Source organism: Pseudomonadota bacterium (assembly GCA_008501635.1).
Taxonomy (GTDB): Bacteria; Pseudomonadota; Gammaproteobacteria; order QQUJ01; family QQUJ01; genus QQUJ01.
The window spans coordinates 16,548-35,410 of record QQUJ01000014.1; the positions used below are offsets into that span (position 1 = coordinate 16,548).

Annotated in this window: 15 protein-coding genes, 1 tRNA gene and 2 pseudogenes; 1 reads left to right on the forward strand and 17 read right to left on the reverse strand. The window is 52.1% G+C overall.

Annotated features, from left to right (window positions below; translation table 11 throughout):
- Positions 1-43: 43 nt before the first annotated feature.
- The 17 genes and pseudogenes from DWQ09_07330 to DWQ09_07410 all read right to left on the reverse strand — a co-directional run bounded on the left by DWQ09_07330 (position 44) and on the right by DWQ09_07410 (position 17,561).
- Positions 44-457 (reverse strand): hypothetical protein, encoded by a 414-nt coding sequence (locus tag DWQ09_07330; protein KAA3628708.1) that lies wholly within the window; start codon positions 455-457, stop codon positions 44-46.
- Between the two features lie 795 nt (positions 458-1,252).
- Complete coding sequence (locus tag DWQ09_07335; protein ID KAA3628709.1) at positions 1,253-1,465, reverse strand: hypothetical protein; 213 nt, start codon at positions 1,463-1,465, stop codon at positions 1,253-1,255.
- Between the two features lie 50 nt (positions 1,466-1,515).
- Positions 1,516-1,686, reverse strand: coding sequence for a hypothetical protein (locus DWQ09_07340; protein ID KAA3628710.1), 171 nt, complete (start codon positions 1,684-1,686; stop codon positions 1,516-1,518).
- Positions 1,687-2,378: 692 nt separating this feature from the next.
- Positions 2,379-2,463: transfer RNA gene (locus DWQ09_07345), tRNA-Leu, on the reverse strand.
- A 458-nt stretch (positions 2,464-2,921) separates the two neighbouring features.
- Positions 2,922-3,739 (reverse strand): annotated as a pseudogene (locus tag DWQ09_07350) (IS3 family transposase).
- A 156-nt stretch (positions 3,740-3,895) separates the two neighbouring features.
- Positions 3,896-4,783 (reverse strand): bifunctional methylenetetrahydrofolate dehydrogenase/methenyltetrahydrofolate cyclohydrolase FolD, encoded by an 888-nt coding sequence (locus tag DWQ09_07355; protein ID KAA3628711.1) that lies wholly within the window; start codon positions 4,781-4,783, stop codon positions 3,896-3,898.
- A 10-nt stretch (positions 4,784-4,793) separates the two neighbouring features.
- Positions 4,794-5,939 carry a hypothetical protein gene (locus tag DWQ09_07360; protein KAA3628712.1) on the reverse strand — a complete coding sequence of 382 codons (1,146 nt, stop codon included), beginning with the start codon at positions 5,937-5,939 and terminating at the stop codon, positions 4,794-4,796.
- Positions 5,936-6,823 (reverse strand): dihydropteroate synthase DHPS, encoded by an 888-nt coding sequence (locus DWQ09_07365; GenBank protein ID KAA3628713.1) that lies wholly within the window; start codon positions 6,821-6,823, stop codon positions 5,936-5,938. The genes DWQ09_07360 and DWQ09_07365 overlap by 4 nt, the downstream gene beginning before the upstream one ends.
- Positions 6,805-7,929, reverse strand: a complete 1,125-nt coding sequence (locus DWQ09_07370; protein KAA3628720.1) for a methylenetetrahydrofolate reductase — start codon at positions 7,927-7,929, stop codon at positions 6,805-6,807. Before DWQ09_07370 ends, DWQ09_07365 begins: the two co-directional genes overlap by 19 nt.
- Before the next feature lie 422 nt (positions 7,930-8,351).
- Complete coding sequence (locus tag DWQ09_07375; GenBank protein KAA3628714.1) at positions 8,352-10,202, reverse strand: DUF4445 domain-containing protein; 1,851 nt, start codon at positions 10,200-10,202, stop codon at positions 8,352-8,354.
- A 257-nt stretch (positions 10,203-10,459) separates the two neighbouring features.
- A complete protein-coding gene (locus tag DWQ09_07380) occupies positions 10,460-10,960 on the reverse strand; it encodes a hypothetical protein (protein KAA3628715.1) in 501 nt (166 codons plus the stop codon).
- Positions 10,961-11,185: 225 nt separating this feature from the next.
- Positions 11,186-12,232, reverse strand: a complete 1,047-nt coding sequence (locus tag DWQ09_07385; GenBank protein ID KAA3628716.1) for a hypothetical protein — start codon at positions 12,230-12,232, stop codon at positions 11,186-11,188.
- 46 nt (positions 12,233-12,278) lie between these two features.
- The gene (locus DWQ09_07390; protein KAA3628721.1) at positions 12,279-13,043 is read right to left on the reverse strand and encodes a cobalamin-binding protein; all 765 of its coding nucleotides are present in this window, start codon (positions 13,041-13,043) and stop codon (positions 12,279-12,281) included.
- Positions 13,044-13,278: 235 nt separating this feature from the next.
- Positions 13,279-14,475, reverse strand: a complete 1,197-nt coding sequence (locus tag DWQ09_07395; protein KAA3628717.1) for a CoA transferase — start codon at positions 14,473-14,475, stop codon at positions 13,279-13,281.
- Positions 14,476-14,582: 107 nt separating this feature from the next.
- The gene (locus DWQ09_07400; protein ID KAA3628718.1) at positions 14,583-15,683 is read right to left on the reverse strand and encodes an aromatic ring-hydroxylating dioxygenase subunit alpha; all 1,101 of its coding nucleotides are present in this window, start codon (positions 15,681-15,683) and stop codon (positions 14,583-14,585) included.
- An 84-nt stretch (positions 15,684-15,767) separates the two neighbouring features.
- Entirely contained in the window at positions 15,768-16,739 is a 972-nt protein-coding gene (locus tag DWQ09_07405; protein KAA3628722.1) for an oxidoreductase, read from the reverse strand.
- 714 nt (positions 16,740-17,453) lie between these two features.
- Positions 17,454-17,561, reverse strand: a pseudogene (locus DWQ09_07410) (IS630 family transposase).
- A 177-nt stretch (positions 17,562-17,738) separates the two neighbouring features.
- Here DWQ09_07410 and DWQ09_07415 point away from each other — a divergent pair.
- Positions 17,739-18,626, forward strand: a complete 888-nt coding sequence (locus DWQ09_07415) for a LysR family transcriptional regulator (GenBank protein ID KAA3628719.1) — start codon at positions 17,739-17,741, stop codon at positions 18,624-18,626.
- The last annotated feature ends 237 nt before the right edge of the window (positions 18,627-18,863 follow it).

Sequence of the window (18,863 nt, forward strand, 5' to 3'; positions counted from 1 at the left end):
ACGTGCACACAAGGGCCTTTATCGTGCATATCACGCAATTCGTTCATGGCGCTGACGAATGCCATGGCATTCTGTGTAAAGTTCTCATCGCTTGCATCAAAATTGGTGCCATAGTGTCGATGATGACCAACACAATCGGAGCGGCAACGTCGTTCATAGTGCTACAAATACGCCCGCAGAGTTTGGCAAACGCAAGTTGATTGATCATTGGAACAGCTGTTGCCGTGATGTAACAAGGGAGATCAACGACGTTCACGTCCTGGTGCAGGCACCGGACCTCGATGCGACGAGCCAAGCCACCGCGCCCTTCACCAGCCACCCAAACCACAGCGCCTTGTCCAACCGATATGCCAAAGAACTCAACACCGGCCGCTGTGCAAAGTGCTAGTTCGAGAGTGAGAAATGATCTGCATGTGTTGCTTTGACCGAACAAAATATCGATGGTGTCGGTTTGTATGTAACCCTCTGCTTACCATTCGACGCCCTATGCGTCTCTGATGACGTCAACAGCGTGAATCAGCACAAGCATGGCTACACGCGCTGGCAGACCGTTGGAGCACCCTATTCTAAAGATAGACCAGGTCACCCCGACCATTGTCCGCAGCGTTGAAGACGTGCCAGCGGACAGAATCTTGTGTGAAGGCTGGGTATTTGTTCGCAGAACTGAGAAATAGTGCGGAGATTTCGTGACATCACCAATACTTCCGTTAATGTGTCGCAACGCTCTTAGTGGCCGTGCTTGGGAGTATTTGTAACTGGCCGGGGTAGAGAGTACCTTGCTTGTAGGTTATTCTGCTGTATATTTAAACTTTTGCGTATCAGTCAAATGAGTGCCGCTTCAAATAGTCGCGCACTTCATCGTAGTAATTGCCCACCGTTGAAGCACTGATCCCGTATTCGCGGCCAATAGGCTTTCGCAGGGACTCGGATGGATAAACCGGTTGCCCTTCTGCGCCTCCACGACAGCACAATAACAAGGCCACGCTTTTGTTCGTTTATTCCGCTCGACAGTTTGGCGCCTTTTCCCCCGTGTGATTCCGAAGGCTTCGCTGTACTCCCACGCAGCGCCCGATCGGTGAGGATTCAATCCCTTTTGAAGTTCTACTCGCATCCACTCGGGTGGTACACCGTATTGACCACAGGCCCAAATCGCTTCGAACAAAATAATTCAATCTCCGCGCGCGTATGCATCTCAAAATCACGCATCTCCTCTTCTGCACAATCCGACATGCTCATTCGAAAACCTTCCGGTTCATCCGCTCGACCACGGATGCGGCATGGTTACGGCAATGTGGTTATACCGCTCCACCATCTGCACCGTCTTATGCCCCAGGATCGCTGTAATCTCAGCCAGCGTGGTACCATTTATCGCAAGATAGGACGTAGTACTATGCCGCAGGTCGTGGAACCGGAAGTTCTCTAGCTGGCGCGCTCTACAACATCTCGCCAAGGCTCTTTGAGGGATACCGGGCGCTGGTGATTTCGCCTAGGAAATACCAGGTCGCTCTCGATTAGTTACGCCTTGGCCAGTCGCGTCAGTTCCCACGCTGCGGGGCCGCAAAGATGCAGGACGCGACGATCGCGGTGGTGCAGCACAATCCGGCCGGACTTGAGGTCTACCTGTGGCCAGCGAAGATTGAGGATCTCGCCCTGCCGTGCGCCGGCGGACAGCGCCAACTGAACAATGGGATAGAAGGAGGGGTAGCGGCTCGAATTTCAGGCATCGAGTCGACGCTTTCGTTCTTCATCATCGAGGTAGCGAACACGCTCCTCGGATTCCTGTAGACGGCCAACTTCACGTGCCGCGTTATAGGGTATCCAGTGCCACTCTTGGCTGGCGAATTTCAGCGCGTGCCCGATTGCCTCAAGGTAGCGATCGGCCGTGGCTGTGCTACGCTATTTTCTGCTCTGGGTGTTGCTACGTGCAAACTCGTCACAACACCCATGAGCACCGCTGTAGCTACCCGAACCAGCGAGCAATCACCAATGCGATTCTTCCACCAGTTCAGCAGTGCGGCGACTGTATGGCGTGCGTCCTTGTTGTTCCGTTTGAGGGGTAGCAGTCTTCGGGGTATTTTTCGACCAGGTGTGTGACTGTGCACCGCAGGAACCCACTGCCCCGCCTCCAAGTTGAACTCTACGCGCTTCGCCCATTTCTGAGCTTCGGTCTTTTTGGAAAACGCCTTCGTGTGCACCTTGTGCCCCTGCAGGCACATCCGCACGCGGTAGTTTTTTTGCCATCCCTGCCTATTCGAGCATCAATGATTGCTATGATCACTTCCTATGACCGTGTTTCCCACTGGACCAAATTGATCCAAACCTTCGCCACCAGGACTCCTCACTGCGGTCTAAATAAAGCTAACTACTTGATTTTCTTATGGTGCCCGGGGCCGGAGTCGAACCGGCACGGCAAAAGCCGGGGGATTTTAAGTCCCCTGCGTCTACCAGTTCCGCCACCCGGGCGCTGGATCAGGCGCCATTGTAGCTTCAGCCTTGGTACGGCTGAAGCACGGCGGGGAAAATGGAGGCTGGGGTCGGAATTGAATCGGCGTCCGCGACTTTGCAGTACACCGCCCAATTTATGAATCAATGAGTTAATCGACTAACGACCGCTTCATCACCCAACTTAATCAAGTTACCTTACAAATTTGTGATGAGCACCTATTGTAAACGACCAACCACCCTGCCACCCGAAATTCTTGATGCTACACGCATCTGGCCGCGTAGTATAAATAGCCAAAGTCCCTATTGCCACAGCGCGATTAACCCTTAACTGGCTCGATACACCCTAACAACCACCCGTCTTTCAATGGCAAATCCTTGATACTCTTCAAAACGGCAGATTGAACAAAAGTGACTGCGAATCTGTTTGTCGTACTCGAAATAGGTAATTCCCCCATTTGTTGCAGCGCCCAGAAGTGGAGCCTGGGCCGCTCATGGTTATGCGTCCAGAGCCGGCAAGTGGCAAATTCCTGCGCCGTCTCTATGGACTCGTACAGGTACTGCTCCAGCCAGTCATAACGGACGGCGCAGTTGTATCGCTCCGCGCAAACGTTCTGCTGCGGCTTGCCAGGCTGGATGTATCCAGCCGAATACGGCGTCGCTCGGCCCAGGCCGTCAGTGCCGCGCCGATGTACTCCGGCCCGTTGTCACAGCGGATAGTGACAGGCTTTCCGCACCACTCGATGATCTGCTCCAGTGTGCGAATAACCCGTTCGGCTGGCAGCGAGAAGTCAACCTCAATGCCAAGCCCCTTTCGGTCGAAGTCGTCAATCATGTTGAACAGCCAAAAGGCCCGCCCATCCTCTAAACGATCATGCATGAAATCCATCGACCAGACTTCGTTGATAGCTCCCGGCACAGCCAATGGCTCGGGCTTCTCCCGCACTAGACGCTTCTTGTACTTGATGCGCAGGTTCAGCTCCAGCGCCCGGTAGATCCGGTACGCCGGCTTGTGGCTCCAGACGAACCCCTTGACGTTACGCAGCTACAGAAAGCAAAGGCCGAATCCCCAGTTGCGCTGATTGTGCGTCAGTCGTATCAGCCAGTCCGCAATTGCAGCATTTCCATCCGACAGCTTGGGCTGATACCGATAGCAGGTCTCGCTGACTACGAACGCTTGGCAGGCCAGCCGAATGCTCACCCCTTTCTGTGCCACAGCTCGGGGGATCGGTGTGCGGGGTTCGGCCTGCTTCAGGATGGCCATGATCTGCCTGTCTGTGTAGCGGGACTTCTTCATGTAGAACCTCCGCGAGGTACATTACGAGAAAATTCCACTTTTGAGGACCGCTACATTTGGGGGTGGATTACCTATCGTCTTGGCAATACAGCAGAATCTATCATAGCTGTGCACAGCCTGACGGTTCCGTGAAGGCTGCTCTACCACTGTTCTGGATCAGGAGTAGTGTAATGCTTGCTTCGTGCCAGCAATTATCTGTGCTGCATTCAATGTATTTTGTAGCAAACAAGCTATTGTCATAGGTCCCACACCACCCGGTACCGGAGTGATGGCGCCAGCCACACGAACTGCGCTATCGAAGTCGACGTCACCGACGAGTCTGCCTCTGCCGTTTTGCTCTTCGATCCGATTGATGCCGACATCGATCACCACCGCACCGGGTTTAATCCACTCGCCCTGGACATATTTTGGCCGCCCCACCGCAGCGATCACGATATCCGCACGGCTGCATTCATCTGCCAGCTCCAACGTTCTGGAATGAGCAATTGTTACAGTACAGTTAGCCTGCACCAGAAGTGTGGCCATCGGCTTACCGACGATATTTGACCGTCCGATAACCAGCGCCTTTTTTCCATCCAATTCGGGTAAATGTTCGCGCAACAACATCAAACAACCCATAGGTGTACAGGGCACGTGCGCGGTGCCCCCGGTAACCAGTCGACCCGCATTGATCACGTGGAATCCGTCCACATCCTTGACAGGATCAATGGTGTCGATGATCGCTTCTGGATCGATATGCGACGGTAGCGGGAGTTGCACGAGTATGCCGTGAACATCGGAGCGTCGATTCAGTTGCTCAATCTGGCTGATCAGCTCGCTCTGGGATGTATGTTGCGGAAGCCGGTAATCGAAAGATTGCATACCCGCTTCCGTAGTCTGGAGTACCTTGTTGCGGACATAAATCTCACTCGCTGGATTGTCTCCCACTAGAATGACAGCCAGTCCAGGCTTGCCTCTTGTTATTTGGGTGAACCTAGAAACATCGCCTGCAATACTTTTTCGCAGCCGTTCTGCGTATGCCTTTCCATCGATAATTGTGGTCATAGTTTATATCTCATCCATGACGAACGACCGTCTGCATTTTCCATAAATTCTCGCTTTTCACGAACGGATCGCCCGATAACACAATCATGTCCGCCCGGGCGCCTTTTTTTATATCCGATGAAGCGGTACCCCAGAGTTGCCTCGGGCGTGACGTGGATGCGCACAAGGCATCTTTCATCGACACACCACAATCCAAAAAATGAAAAATCTCGTTGATCAGGCTTTTACCATGAGTTACCCCGGTACTACCGGCATCCGAGCCAGCGATCAGATTCACACCTATATCTGCGGCGAGTGCGACGTGCTCGGAATGAGAGTCAAGAATTCTCCGCAGTTTGGTCACGGTATCCGCGCTCCACCCCGCCGCTTCCGGAAATTCCCACTGATAATGAACCGGCGAAAAGGTCGGGACCCAAGCGGTACCTTGATCACTCATCCTTTTTAGAAGTTCACGTGTCATGAAAAAACCATGCTCGATTGAGTCCACGCCGGCTGCAAGTGCGATACTGATGCCTTCGGCTCCACTGCAATGCGCAAATGTTTTGATATCCACTTCATGCGCGCACCTTACAAGAAATGCAAGATCATCCAGATCGAACTGTGGATCTCCTTTGACTGATCCTGTTTCGAAATCAATTATGCCGGTTTGGATAATTTTAAGATCGTCGCAGGTTTCTGCTAGTTCGTTCACAGCGATCCGAATGTCCTCGCGCGTGGTGACTTCGCGTGCCATGAACGATCCATACCGTTTCGGGCGTCGCAATGCGATGCCAGCGGATCGCACGTCCAGGCATTTGCTATTCTCGCGAACGGCGTGGTTGATTCCATAGCGATCACCTGCATCCCGCACCAGCGTGACACCGCATTCTAAATTTCGTATTAGGTTCTCGTGCGCAACTTCCAGCATCTGTTCGAAATTCGATTCCAGATACCGAGAGCGTTTCTCATAGTCCAGTTCTCCACCATCCAAGAACAGGTGGCAATGCCCTTCGACCAGGCCTGGCATGATGAATTCACAAAGTTGTACATCGTCGGTTACCCGATGTTCTCCAGGGATCAAATCTTCAATGCAGTCATCTTCGATGACAAGTGTGACCGGCTCTGCATTATGATAGTGTTGACCATCGAACCAACTCTTTGCGATAAGTGTCTTCATGCCGTTTTGTCATAGAGCTTCATAACGGTCATCAGTGCATCATGATCACGCAGTTTGATAATTTCACGAAATGTCCTCAGCACAAAATTATCATCTGTTAAGAGCTCATACTGACGCCACGGTGTACCCAAAACGGTGTCAAATCCTGCGGGCATCGCCAACGTCAAAAAGGCACATTCTAACTGATGCTTTAAATCTGATCCGTCTACGGCTTTCGCGGGAAGATACTGCGGCAGATTGGACAGACCACCCATGATATGTACGCCATCAAGATCGGCGTCGTTATTGATCAACTGAATCCCATCAAGTGCCATCTTCAGCAATCCTTCTGCGTCGGCAGCAAGAGTAATGATTGAAATATCGACAAAAAAGTCATCATTCATCATGTCTGGATTTTCTGATTTCAAAATACTAATCATATCGCGGGCCGACGTGTGAACTTCCTCTCCCGTCTTGCATGCTACTAAGTGCCCGTCGGCAAACCTCTCTGATGACATTATTACCACCTTACAAGGGCGGATCTTTAGCGTTTCCTTCAACTCCCAACGAGATGCCGCAATTGAGTTGATGATTGGTTTTTGTCCTTTCGCCTTAGCGGGATCATAGGCCTTCAGTGCACCCTCAAGAACACTTGGATCGGGACAATCAATAGAGAGAGGCAAATCCACAACGGCTTGTATTTTCTGTATAAGTTCGATCAGAAACCCTGGACTATCCAAAGCCTTCGTACCCGCATTTACATTTAGATAACTAGCGCCTGCCTCCGCCTGTCTAATTGCCAGCTTCTGAATTTCCTCGAAGTCTTCCTGCTCAAAAAAAGCTTGGGTCGATCGAAAGCCTGGATTGATTCTCTCACCAATAATAGTTAGCCCTGGGATGGACATGTAAACTCTCCTGTAGAGACGAGCGTGGATGGACGTCCGGTCAGTACGCCGGATGCATGGACGATCTCCTGGATGAGATGTTCTCTCTTGGGAGCCATCAGGTGGATACCTGATATACCCTCGATTTCATGGATTTCTTGAATCGTTTCTATGCATATCTTGATCCCTTCCTTTTTTGAATCTTGTGCCTTTTCAAGACGTGCAATAATTTCGTCAGGTATGTAAACACCGGGGACGTTGGCGCGCATCCAGCGAGCCGTGCGTGGTGAAACGAGCGGACCGACACCAACAAGTATGAAGCATCGGTTATGCAGCCCTTCTTCTCGGATGCACTCCATGTAACGCTTGAGTACTTCGATGTCGTAACAATACTGGGTCTGTACAAACTGGGCACCAGCTTCTATTTTTTTGGCTAGCCGCATCGGGCGTAAATCGAAGGGGGGTACAAAAGGATTGTCGACAGCGCCAAGAAAAATTTTTGGAGGGGTTGCTAGCTCTCTGCCCGACCGATATACACCATCATCACGCATCCGCCGTGCTGTATCGAGCAGGGACACGGCATCAAGATCAAATACGGGTTTAGCTCCCGGGTCATCCCCGTTTTCGATGCCATCACCTGTTAGGCACAAAAGATTACGTATACCCAAGGCGGATGCTGATAAAAGATCACCTTGAATTGCGATGCGATTTCTGTCACGACAGGTCATCTGCATCACTGGCTCCCACCCCGCTTTTTCCAGCAACAGCGAGACGCCCATACTCGACATATGACAATGCGCACCAGGGGCATCCGTGACATTTAGCGCATCGATACAACCCTCGTAGTATTGCACGTGGTTAAGTACCGCATCGGGATCTGCTGAATCAGGGGGGGCACACTCTGAAGTGACGACAAAGAGTCCCTCGCGCAACAACTTCTCCAACCGACTAACGGCACTTGATGTTGATGTATGTGGAGCATTTGTAAGTAACGGTTCAGGCCAGGGCTCTTGTCTCACAACTCGCAACCAACTCGATTTGCCGATGTAGTTATTTTCAACAGGCGGATTCGGGTCTTTCGGTATCACACCTAACCGCGTGCGTTGGGCTCCGCGCCAGGCTTCCATCCAAACACAAGGCATGTCCGTCTTGACCTCACAGTTGCCATCAGGACGAACGCCCCCGCACGGGCCATTGCGCATACTCTTTGGGCAGTTCATTGGACAGGCCATACCGGTTACCGAGAGCAGGCATGCCCCACACATTCTACAGTCGAAAAGAAGCCCCTTGACTGTGCGCTCGACGGCCGCTACGGGTTTCTCCACTCGATCGTATCCGATTACCCGTACGACCGGTCGCACGATATGCAAGACAGCATCAAAGAGCCGATAGAGTGATTCCATCAGACCTGCATGCCGTACTACCCAGCGCCTCAACACGTACAATTACATCCTCGCTCTCACAATGAGACCAGCAGGCATAATTATTTCTATACACCTAAGTGCTATCGGCGTAGAAATTGTTCTCTCGCCATAGTGACTAGTTGCCGTCATATGTCCAGTGCGTCGACGAATATATCCTGGTAGTCCGGTTGTTCCGTCAGCGAAATGTGCTTGACTCGATGTGTAAGCTCCAAAGCACGTGAACGGGCTGATTCAGAAACGAGAACCATCTCCGCTCCCGCTAGTGCGGCGTTACCAACGTAGCGAATGCGTCCACAGGGGAGGGATGGAAGCATGCGTATACGCAACGCACTCTCGAGGTTGATGTAATTACCGAATCCACCACACAGCAATATTTCATCGATTTCGTCATTCTTTACATTCATCACGCGCTGCAGCATCGTGATCGCAGAGTAGATCGCCCCTTTGGCGAGCTGCAACTGGCGAATATCGCTCTGCGTGAGGATTACAGCCTCATTTCTGCCAGACTGCTCTGCGTGTACGAGAACGAAGGCATCGTCCTCCGTGTTATCCAGAAATCTGTTTCTGAGCCCGGCCGGCAAGGTGCTTCGGTTCGACTGCATTAGCCGCCCATGCGGTTCGATCAGATCGGCATCGAGCATACTGGCAACCGCATCAATGAGTCCGGAGCCGCAAATTCCAATTGCCGGTGTATTTCCGATGACCTCGCATCGAACGTCATTACCGATCTCCACGCCTTCGATCGCACCAAGCGCAGCGCGCATACCGTGTCGAATCTGTCCACCTTCAAACGCCGGCCCCGCAGGAGCTGAACACGCAACAAGTTCACCCCCAGTCGCCATGATTACTTCGGTGTTTGTCCCTATGTCCACTAGTAGACGTGTTCCATCGCCTCCATCAATTCTAGTAGCGAGTAGTGCTCCGACAGCGTCGGAACCGACGAATCCGGCTATCAGAGGCAATAAATAGATGCAAGCCTGGGGCGCGGCCTTGAGAGGTAGTTCACGCGCCGAAAGCAGGAGCTCGTTGCGCACCACTGGTGCATACGGCGCGAACCCCAACTGAGACACATTGATCCCGAGTAAAATATGATGCATGCAAGGATTGGCGACGATTGTGATCTTATAGATATTCTGAGGTGCAATGTCCGCGTTTCTACACGCCTCGATAATAAAATCATTGAGCGTCTGAAGAACCCGCGTCTTGAGCGTCGCAAGGTTCTTTTCGGTGGACTGTACGAACGCGATCCTCGACATGAGGTCGCCGCCATAGATGGCCTGCGGGTTGACATTCGCTACCGAAGCAAGTCGCTTCCCGGACGCCAGATCCAGCAGAGTGCCGACGATGGTCGTCGTGCCGACATCAAAGGCCATGCCGTATCTCCAGGCTCTGGTGTCACCTGGCTCGATAGCGATCACCGATCCGTTAAACGTGGTTAATGTCACCTGTCCTTTCTGCTGGCGTATTGCTGACGGAAGCTCACGAAGCACTGCGAGACTGAGATCGTTCGAGACTTTGGCCGGTAACTCTGCAAGAACCCTCTCGGAGTCGGAGACGGGCTCATCGATACCTTTCAGCGAAGTGGCAGTTGAGAAATGTTGCTCAATTCCCGAGTTGACATGTGTCGGGCTGTCAGCTTCAGGGTCTAACTCACTAATGAAGATCTGGTGACCCACTTCGCTCGCGGGCGGCGCTACCAATACTGAGCACGCGGCAATTACTTTCGTCTGGCAGGCGAGGCGGAATTGCTCGCTAACCTCTTCTTGGCCAAGTTGCGTGTAGTCCTGATCCGTCGCTGGCGGCACATCACCTTTGAGAATCTTTACTCGACAACTACGACACCGTCCGCGGCCGCCGCAGGTTGTAACCACCTCGACACCTACGTTACGCGCAACGTCGAGCAAAGTCTGCCCGTCCCTTGAGACATTGGTGTGTGTCGTAGTGATTTTGTTTTGAGATTCGAATGTGACGCGCAAGGCATGGATCCTTAATATTTGCTACGCCTCTTTGCGGCTGGTCATACACCGTATCCAAAGATTGCGGCGTACGATTTTCTCTCACATCGCACAGAAAACGTTTTGAATAGTCTTAAAGTCTTTTGAGTCTTCCGGTCACACTCCGGTAGGAGTTCTCTGACCGACTGCCGGTGCCTACGGTCAACACCGATAGATTGAGACTACCGTCCCCTCTTAACTCCGTGTCTCATAGGTGTGCGTGTTCCTGCACGCAGGTCTCACCTGGATATTTGCATCAATCCGAACAGTCCCGAGCGGGACATCTTGGGCGTCATCAGGAAACTGTCCGAAAGGCGTACCGGGAGTGCCGCAGTTCCAAATAATCCGAACAGGTCGCGTTGACCAGAAAGAGGCCAAGTTCCGTAACCAGGCGCAAGACGCCGTGTCAGAGTGTAACCCTGAACCCTGATGCGCTCTCTAATCCAAGTCGTGAAACTTTTAGTCGTCCCCTCTAAACTCATCCAACCGGCAGTTTCAAAAAAGAGCGCCTCAACCATCTCACCGCGCGACCTCAGCCGGTCGGTCTCTTCGTCGAACTGAGGCCCCATCGTCAAAAGCACTGGCAGCAGCGCGACACTGCTCGACAACACCTTTTCGGCTTCAGCACCCGGCGAAATGAGGATTTGTTCATCGTTCACTTTACATTCACCAATACGAGGCAGGGGCACCATTCGATACTGAAGAGCAGGGGCAGCCAGCGCGCGTGCTCGCGCCGCCATTCGCTCTGCTGCCTCGACAACGGCACGGGGTGCACGATTGGGTCCTTTGTATCCCTGAATACGAAGCATCGTAACCGGCTGCGGGTATACTGACGCTGCCTCAAAGTCACCACCCCGAAATTCCAGTAGCGGTAACCTAGTCGCTAGATCTGAGTTCACAACTCCTAATCCAACTACCTTCAAGCCCCATTCACCGCAAATTGGCACATCCTGTTCAGCCCTAAATCACCCCAATTCGGGGTAGATACCCACTTCCTTGATAGTGTCCGTCAAAATACGCACGTGCTGGGGTGGAGTGTCGCGCGCTACGGCACAATCAGCGCCAAAAATATAGCCCCCGCCCGGAGCCGCATCCCTAATGCACGCTATAGCCTCATTACGAACTTCCTCGGGGGTGCCTTGATAAAGCGTCGCTACGGCTTTCACATTTCCCTGCGGTACAATTCGGTCACCATACTTTTTCTTAAATTCGCCTATCTCGACACGATCAACATGTAGAATATCGGCATTCTCACAGCAGAGATCGAAACGATCATCCCAGCGTCCGCAGGTGTGGAAATTGATCGCTTTGGCACCTGCTTTCTTGATATCTCCGAAAAAACGTTTGGTGTATGGATGAGCGAATTCCTTAAAATGATCGAGCGAAATGCAATCCATATTCGCCACCGGATTCGACGTGCAGACTATGTCGGCACCCGCTTCGACAAGCGCCTTACCATAGGCTGTGCAATTCTCGGTTGTGATCTCGAGTAGATCCTTGACGAAAGACGGATTATCGATCATATCCATGTAGAGTTCGGTGTTTCCCCGGATCAGACAAGCAGTGCGAAACGGAGGTGATGCCCAAGCGATCACAGGCATATCCGGTCCTACTGCCTTTTTGAGCTTTGCTACGACGTCCAACAGGTAAGGCATACGGCCATCCTTCCATGGATCGACTGTTTTGAGCTTGTTGAGATCATCAGGCGACTGAACGCAGGGTTCTTCAATCCAGGGGGGATCGTCTTCCGGAATCACCATCTTAGCCCCAAGCGCCTCGTCGACAGCGGGAGTGCACCAAATGTCCCAAGCGGCATCGAGCTCGAAGTCCTCTATGACCTTCAGCTGAGACTGCACGTAAAGATCCGGATCTCGATAGGCTTCTTCGAATTTGGCGCCATAGTACTTCAATCCGAACTCACGCGATTGGAGTACCAACGGTACCCGGTCAGGAAGCTCACGGCGTAATACCGCCATGATGCGTTCCATTGAGGTCATATCATTCTTTCTCATGTGGATTTCTCCCAGATTGCAAGTGAAGCCGTCAATAGGGCGGCGACTACACAGTTGCCGAATGCGTCGCGGCCTTTGGCTTCAACGTACCACCATGGACAAATTCTCCATCCCAGGAAGGGCTCAACAGCGTCTTACCAACATCCACCGCGCTCATCGCTTCAGGTGCCCACCCATCGGAACCGATTTCCTGCGCGAACTTTGCGGTTACCGGAGCGCCTCCACAAATCACTTTGACTTTGTCTCGAAGGCCTGCTTCCCGCAGCGCCTCGATCGTAGTCTTGTGCATCATCATGGTCGTACTGAGCAGCGCGGACATCCCCACGATATCCGCATTTACAGCCACGACTTTCTCGATGAACATTTCGGGTGTTACGTTAACACCCAAGTCATGTACCTCGAATCCCGCGCCCTCGAACATCGTGGCCACTATTCCCTTGCCGATGTCGTGAAGATCGCCCTTCACGGTCCCGAGCACGATAGTGCCTCGCGGCTTTGAGCTGCCTGGTGAAATGAGCGGTTTCAAAACGGCGAATCCTGCATTCATGGCGCGTGCAGTAACCAAAACTTCGGGGATGAAAGCGGTCCCGCGCTTGAATCGCTCGCCGACCACGGCAAGTCCCGCCTGAAGGCCATTCACTAGAATCGCAAGTGGCTCTAAGCCTGAATCAAGGGCCCGCTGCGTAGCATCTGGGACGTTATTGACATCACCGTGTTCGACCAGATCGGAAAGTGCTTTCAGGGCCTCGATTTGTTCACTCGTTCCCGAAACCTCCACGCGGTCGCCTGTGACCGGATCGATAATTTGCATCGTGCGTTCTGTCATCGGAAATCCTCCTCACCCTACATGTTGTCTCGTATATACAGAGAGTCTACTTTGGTGTAGCGCATCAGCGCTAATGATACTAATTGAACCTGTAACATCGAATATATTGATATCCGCATTCACTTTTGAGGTTGGTCACACCCACCACCCTTCCTGCGGGTACAGAGCAAACCTCGCGTAAAATCCCTACAAAAAGCATGCAGAGACCGGTGATGATCGTTTACGGTATCGACCCACTGACAGGTCGATCTATCGAGTCGCCGACCCATTCCTGCCACACCTCTTCCGTGTGTGCGCCAAGCTCCGGTGGAGGCAAAAAGATCTTAAATTTGTAGTCGGAAAGAGTAATTGGATAGGCAGTCGTACGGGTTTGAACACCATTGGGAAGGGTCAACGGTAGTACTAAACCCAACGCTTGTACCTGAGGGTCGTCGACAACCTCTGGATAGCTGTTAATTGGCGCGCAAGGGATCCCTCGGCCGTCCATTTCCTCCAACCATTCCGCTGCCGTCCGCACAACAAACAGAGGTTGTAGAATTTCCAGCAGCGCTGTCTGGTTATGGGCACGAAGCTGTTGTGTGAGAAAACGAGGATCTTCCGCAAGATCCGGTCTTGCGACCGCCTCGCAAACCGAGCGCCAAAGTTTGTCGTTGCCTGCCGCAATAACGAAATAGTCATCGCTGGCCTTGTATGCCTGGTAAGGAGCATTGCGCGGATGCGCAGAACCAAGTCTGCGTGGAGCATTTCCGGTTCCGAAATACTCGCTTGTCTGCAACGTCGAAACGCCAATAAGGCTGGCCATGAGTGAGCAGTCAATATACCCACCTTTACCCGTTTCCCGACGCCGCGTAAGGGCAGCCATGATCGTATACGCCGAATAGAGTCCGGCACAATAGTCACCGACTGGCACTCCACATTTTACCGGTGCCCCTCCTTCTTCACCGGTCACGCTCATGAGACCACTAATGGCTTGAATAGTGACGTCGAACGCGCCCTTCGAAGCATATGGCCCCGTCTGTCCGTACCCTGAAATGGAACAGTAGACAAGTCCCGGATTCTCTTTGCTTAATTCTTCATAGCCCAGCCCTAGCCGGGTAAGCACTCCTGCGCGGAAGTTTTCGATCAGCACATCAGCGTGAGAACACAGGCGGCGTAGGCGGGCTATATCGTCTGAATCCTTGAGATCAGCGGTAATGCTGCGCTTATTCCGGTTTAATGAGGCAAAATTTTCGCTGAACACTTGTTTGCCTTTGCCGGTCAGGGGCGGCCAGTTACGCATGCCATCGCCACCGTCTGGCCGTTCTACCTTCACAACGTCTGCACCTAAATCAGCAAGTAGAGATCCGGTAAACGGACCAGCGGCGATCTGCCCCAATTCAAGTACCTTCAAACCTTCTAGTGGTGAACGATCCGACATGTTGTGTAGCCCTCACTGCTGTCTGTTGGTCAATTGCCAATCCATAAACTACAACGCCACGAGTTCATCAATAGTTTAGGCTGAGTCCTAATACGGATTTTGCCATCTCAGCTTGCCTCCTGAGCGGCGCCTTCTCTCTGTTTCGCGGCGTACTGAATCTCCTCACGTCGCATTTGGCCGATTACTTGGCGCGCACGTTGAACAGCCTTGTCCGATTGCAAAAACAACTCAGAATAACCATCATCTGGATATTCGAGCATCTTCTGTTGCCGCTCTAGAGCCCAGCGGTCTTGATTTACGACATCAGGAAACATTTCAGCAATGCGATCGACCGTCGACTTGTCCGGATCTCCTAGCGACATGTGCTCCGCTGGGGAGCTAACGCACCAGCGCCACACATTGCGATTATCATCGATCGGGGTGTGACTGTGGTACAGCACATAGCCTCGATCAATGCCGGTATCGAGTTTACCCGTCGGAGCCACACGAAGCTCTACTCGCGTCAAGCCGGGACTCAGCATGCAATGCGTATGTTCGCGATCAACCACGTCGTAATGGAACCAGTCAACGAAGTAAGGTGGTTGTTGGTAGTGTGTCGCCCGACGGAGCGTCTTAACATAGCGATACCCCTCAATTTCTCCCTCCTCCAGCTCAATAGGTAGAAGACTGTTTGCATAGTCGCCAATATTGCCGTCATGAAGCGGATAGAAATGAGTAATATCCAGTAGATTCTCAATTACCAAAAGGTAGTTTGCCGGAATGTGCATTGGTCCAGAATCCACCGAACTCCACGCAGGATCGCTGATTTCTGGTGTTCGGGGTGGCCGGAAACTGGAAGACCTTGCGGGGTTGCCTGTCCAAATCCAAACCAACCCATCCTGCTCTATAGCAGGAATTGGTTTGAGCCGAGCTTGCTCAGGAATTTTGCTATCTGGTTGGGCGGGAATTTTCACACACCGACCTTCGTCGTTATAACATAAACCGTGGTACGCGCACTCCAGCAAACCGTTGTCAAGAAGCTTGCTCTCCGACAGTGGAAATCTCTTGTGGCAGCAGCGGTCATCGAAAGCAACAACTTCACCCTTTGTGGTGCGCCAGATTACTATCGGCCTTCCGGCTACCTGCTGGCCGACAAGTGCACCGGTTTGGAATTCACGGGAAAGTCCGGCGACATACCAACAGTCCTTAAGGTAGTTGTAAGATTGCATAGGTCGATCTCCTTTCAATCGGGATCTTTTGTTTCCCTCATACCCCATAAATCACGGCTAAATTTTTCTTGACGCAGAATCGAGCTAAAGATCTAGCACCAATTCAAGGCTTTTCGATCGGGCGCAACAAACGAGGACAAAATCTTTTCGATCATCCTCACTCAATACCGAATCACGATGTTCGGGTTGCCCCTCTACGTAACGGGTGAGACAGGTTCCGCAATAACCTTGCTCACACGATGTCTCTATAAAGACATCGTGCTCGCGCAGCACTTCGACTATAGACTTGTTTGGTGGAATCTCGAGCTCAAGCTTGCTGCGAACGAGTCGGACCTTGAACGCGCGGTTACCCTTCGCATCGGTCGAAACAGGCGCAGAAAAGTGCTCGAAGTGAACCGTTCCTTTAGGCCAGTGTGCTGCTGCGGCGGCGGCGGCCTCCATAAATCCTGGCGGACCACAATAGTACAAGTGAGTGTCGGCTTTCGTATCCTTCAGAGTCGCAGCCAAGTCCAGCCCCCGAAGCGGATTACCACTGTCGTAATGCAGTTTTGCCTTGCCGGCACGCACCAAAGGCGCCAGTCGATCCAGAAAAGGCGTTCTGCTACTGCTTCGCGTGCAAAAGTGCAGTAGAAACTCTTCACCACGGTCTTCTAGCTCCTCAACCATCGCCATCATGGGAGTAATGCCGATGCCGCCTGCGATCAGAAGGTGTCGACGGGCCGCAGAAGCGAGGGGGAAGAAGTTACGCGGCGTGCTGACACGAATGAGATCACCCACCCGGAGGTTATCGTGCATTGCGCGAGACCCGCCATGGCCTGTCGCTTCCCGCTGAACGGCGATAACATAGCGATGGCGTTCGTTGGGATTGTTGCAGAGAGAATACTGCCGCACCAAACCTGCATCTACGTGCACATCTATGTGGGCACCAGCAGTGAATCTGGGAAGCTCTTCATTGCCTGGGTGCCTGAATTCAAAGCTGGCAATACCCTCCGCTTCCAGCACGATAGCATTAAGCTGTAGCTGTAAAGTATCGGATAATGATTCATTCGGGAGCACTTCTTGACTCAATGACCCTGCTCCTAACAATTACGTTTACACTCTAGCCCCACTCCCTCTCACCGCGTTTAGCTGCGCTTAGTTCTTGTAGAATCAATTAATTGGGGCTCAGATCGGCGTTCTCCGCCTTGTGTTTAAGGTGAGTGTAGTATCGTGTTCCCGTCACCTGTTGCTAGCACTATAGGGCTACAGCTATATTTAGAAAAACGATATTTATTGATCCTCTAGAATTCGAAAACTTGATTCTTAGATGGGCATCGTTTAAAACCTGTGCTCAATCTGTAACTGTCGTAACTACCTCATTGGCGATAGGTTAGGAGCGTTCATGCGACGAATCTGCGGACGATTTCCGGTGTGCGCACTTGGGAGGATAATTTTCCGCAACCGTCGCGTCTTCTCCCCAGCAGTGACGCTATTTTGCCACTCGTTGTATCTCGCACTACATCCTTGGGCGAGTTCTACTCGCGAAATCTCTCATGTTATTTCAGCGGATACCCTTGCCAGTAATTTCGCTAGTCGAGCCATCAAACAGCCATGAGAATCGATGACAAGGAAGTTTGGAATTGGCGCTGATACTGAGTGACCAGAAGAACCTATGGAGATCACGCTATAGAATTTCATCTACAACAACTTCGATCAGCTGACGCCAATTCCTCAGTTTACTGAAATGAGGCATGGTCCTACTGAGTTGGCCGGCAAATAGTGCGTAATTTTTCAGGCAGCATAACGAACATGTTTTTCGGGAAACAGGTTTTGGATTATGTGTGGTTGCTTCAATCTGCGGTGCAGATGGTTACGCACTGCCGAAATCATTTCGGCCTTGTCACGCGTACGGCGCTTGGTACTCGTACCAAGCCATTATGCAGGACACGCTATTAAAAGCAGTGATAAGCAATGCAGCGGTACCGTTCCGCGAACCTCTCGCTCGCACCGCGGTGACAGATTTGGTCAAGCGGCAATGTGGTACCGAATTCCGTCGGCCAATTGAGGCTTAAATATATGAACATTAAGCAGCTTGAAACGTTTTACTGGATCGAACGACTTGGGAGTTTCAGTGCAGCGGCCGAGAGGGTTTTCACAACTCAGTCCACGGTTTCAATGCGCATACAGGAGCTAGAGCAATCTCTAGGAGCGAAACTATTCGATCGATCAGGACGAACAGTGCGCCTGACACCGAAGGGAAAAGAGATTGTGCCTTATGTCCAGCAGCTTATCGAGCTGGTCGCTGAGATGCAGCAACGATTTACCTCATCGGACGCATTGAGCGGATTCATACGGTTGGGTGTTGTGGAGGCCGTAGCGACAACATGGTTGCCCCGTTTCATCCGTATGCTCCAGGAGCGCTACCCGCGCGTAACGCTGGAACTTGAGGTGGCCCTCTCACTAGAGCTGACCGAAAAATTGCACAATGGTACGCTCGATGTGATTTTCAGTTTGGGTCAATCCCCCGGACCTAATTATGCTTCAGAATCACTGGGTTCGCTGCAGATCGAATGGATGGCAAGCTCTTCTCTTGGCATCGCGGAGAACGACGTCGGGCCTGCCCTTTTTGAATATTGGCCCTTCATCACGCTCAATCGCAACTCATACCATAGTGCCAATATCCAGGCTTGGATGACAGAGAACAAGGTACGCTGTGGTCGGACCATCGTGTGCAACTCGATGAGCGGCGTCGCTATTCTGGTCAATGCTGGCTTGGGATTCACGCTGCTACCCACGTTCTGCTATCGACAGGACATCGATGCGGGCCATCTAAAGGTATTCGGTACTCCAGAGGGAATGCAACCGGTGGAGGTCTTCGCCATTTACCCTATGGACGAATACCGGCCTATCGCGCGGCTGATAACCGAGATTGCCGTGGAGGTAAGCGACTTCACCATTCTGTAACTTCCGTGATTTAGGGAACGTCTGAATAAGTGATGCAAACCAGCACGGCCGATTCAATATGTTTGTGTTTTTCATCATAAGGAGCGTTTGCAGGCAGTATTCGGCTCAACATGGGCCGTTTTCTAGCCGTTTTGTGCGCCGTTGCGGTTTATCAGGCGCACCAATCCTATGTCGGGCATCGCAATCGTCGCCGCGCCAGGTACAGATTGGTCAATGCACTCAGTACAAACAAGGCAT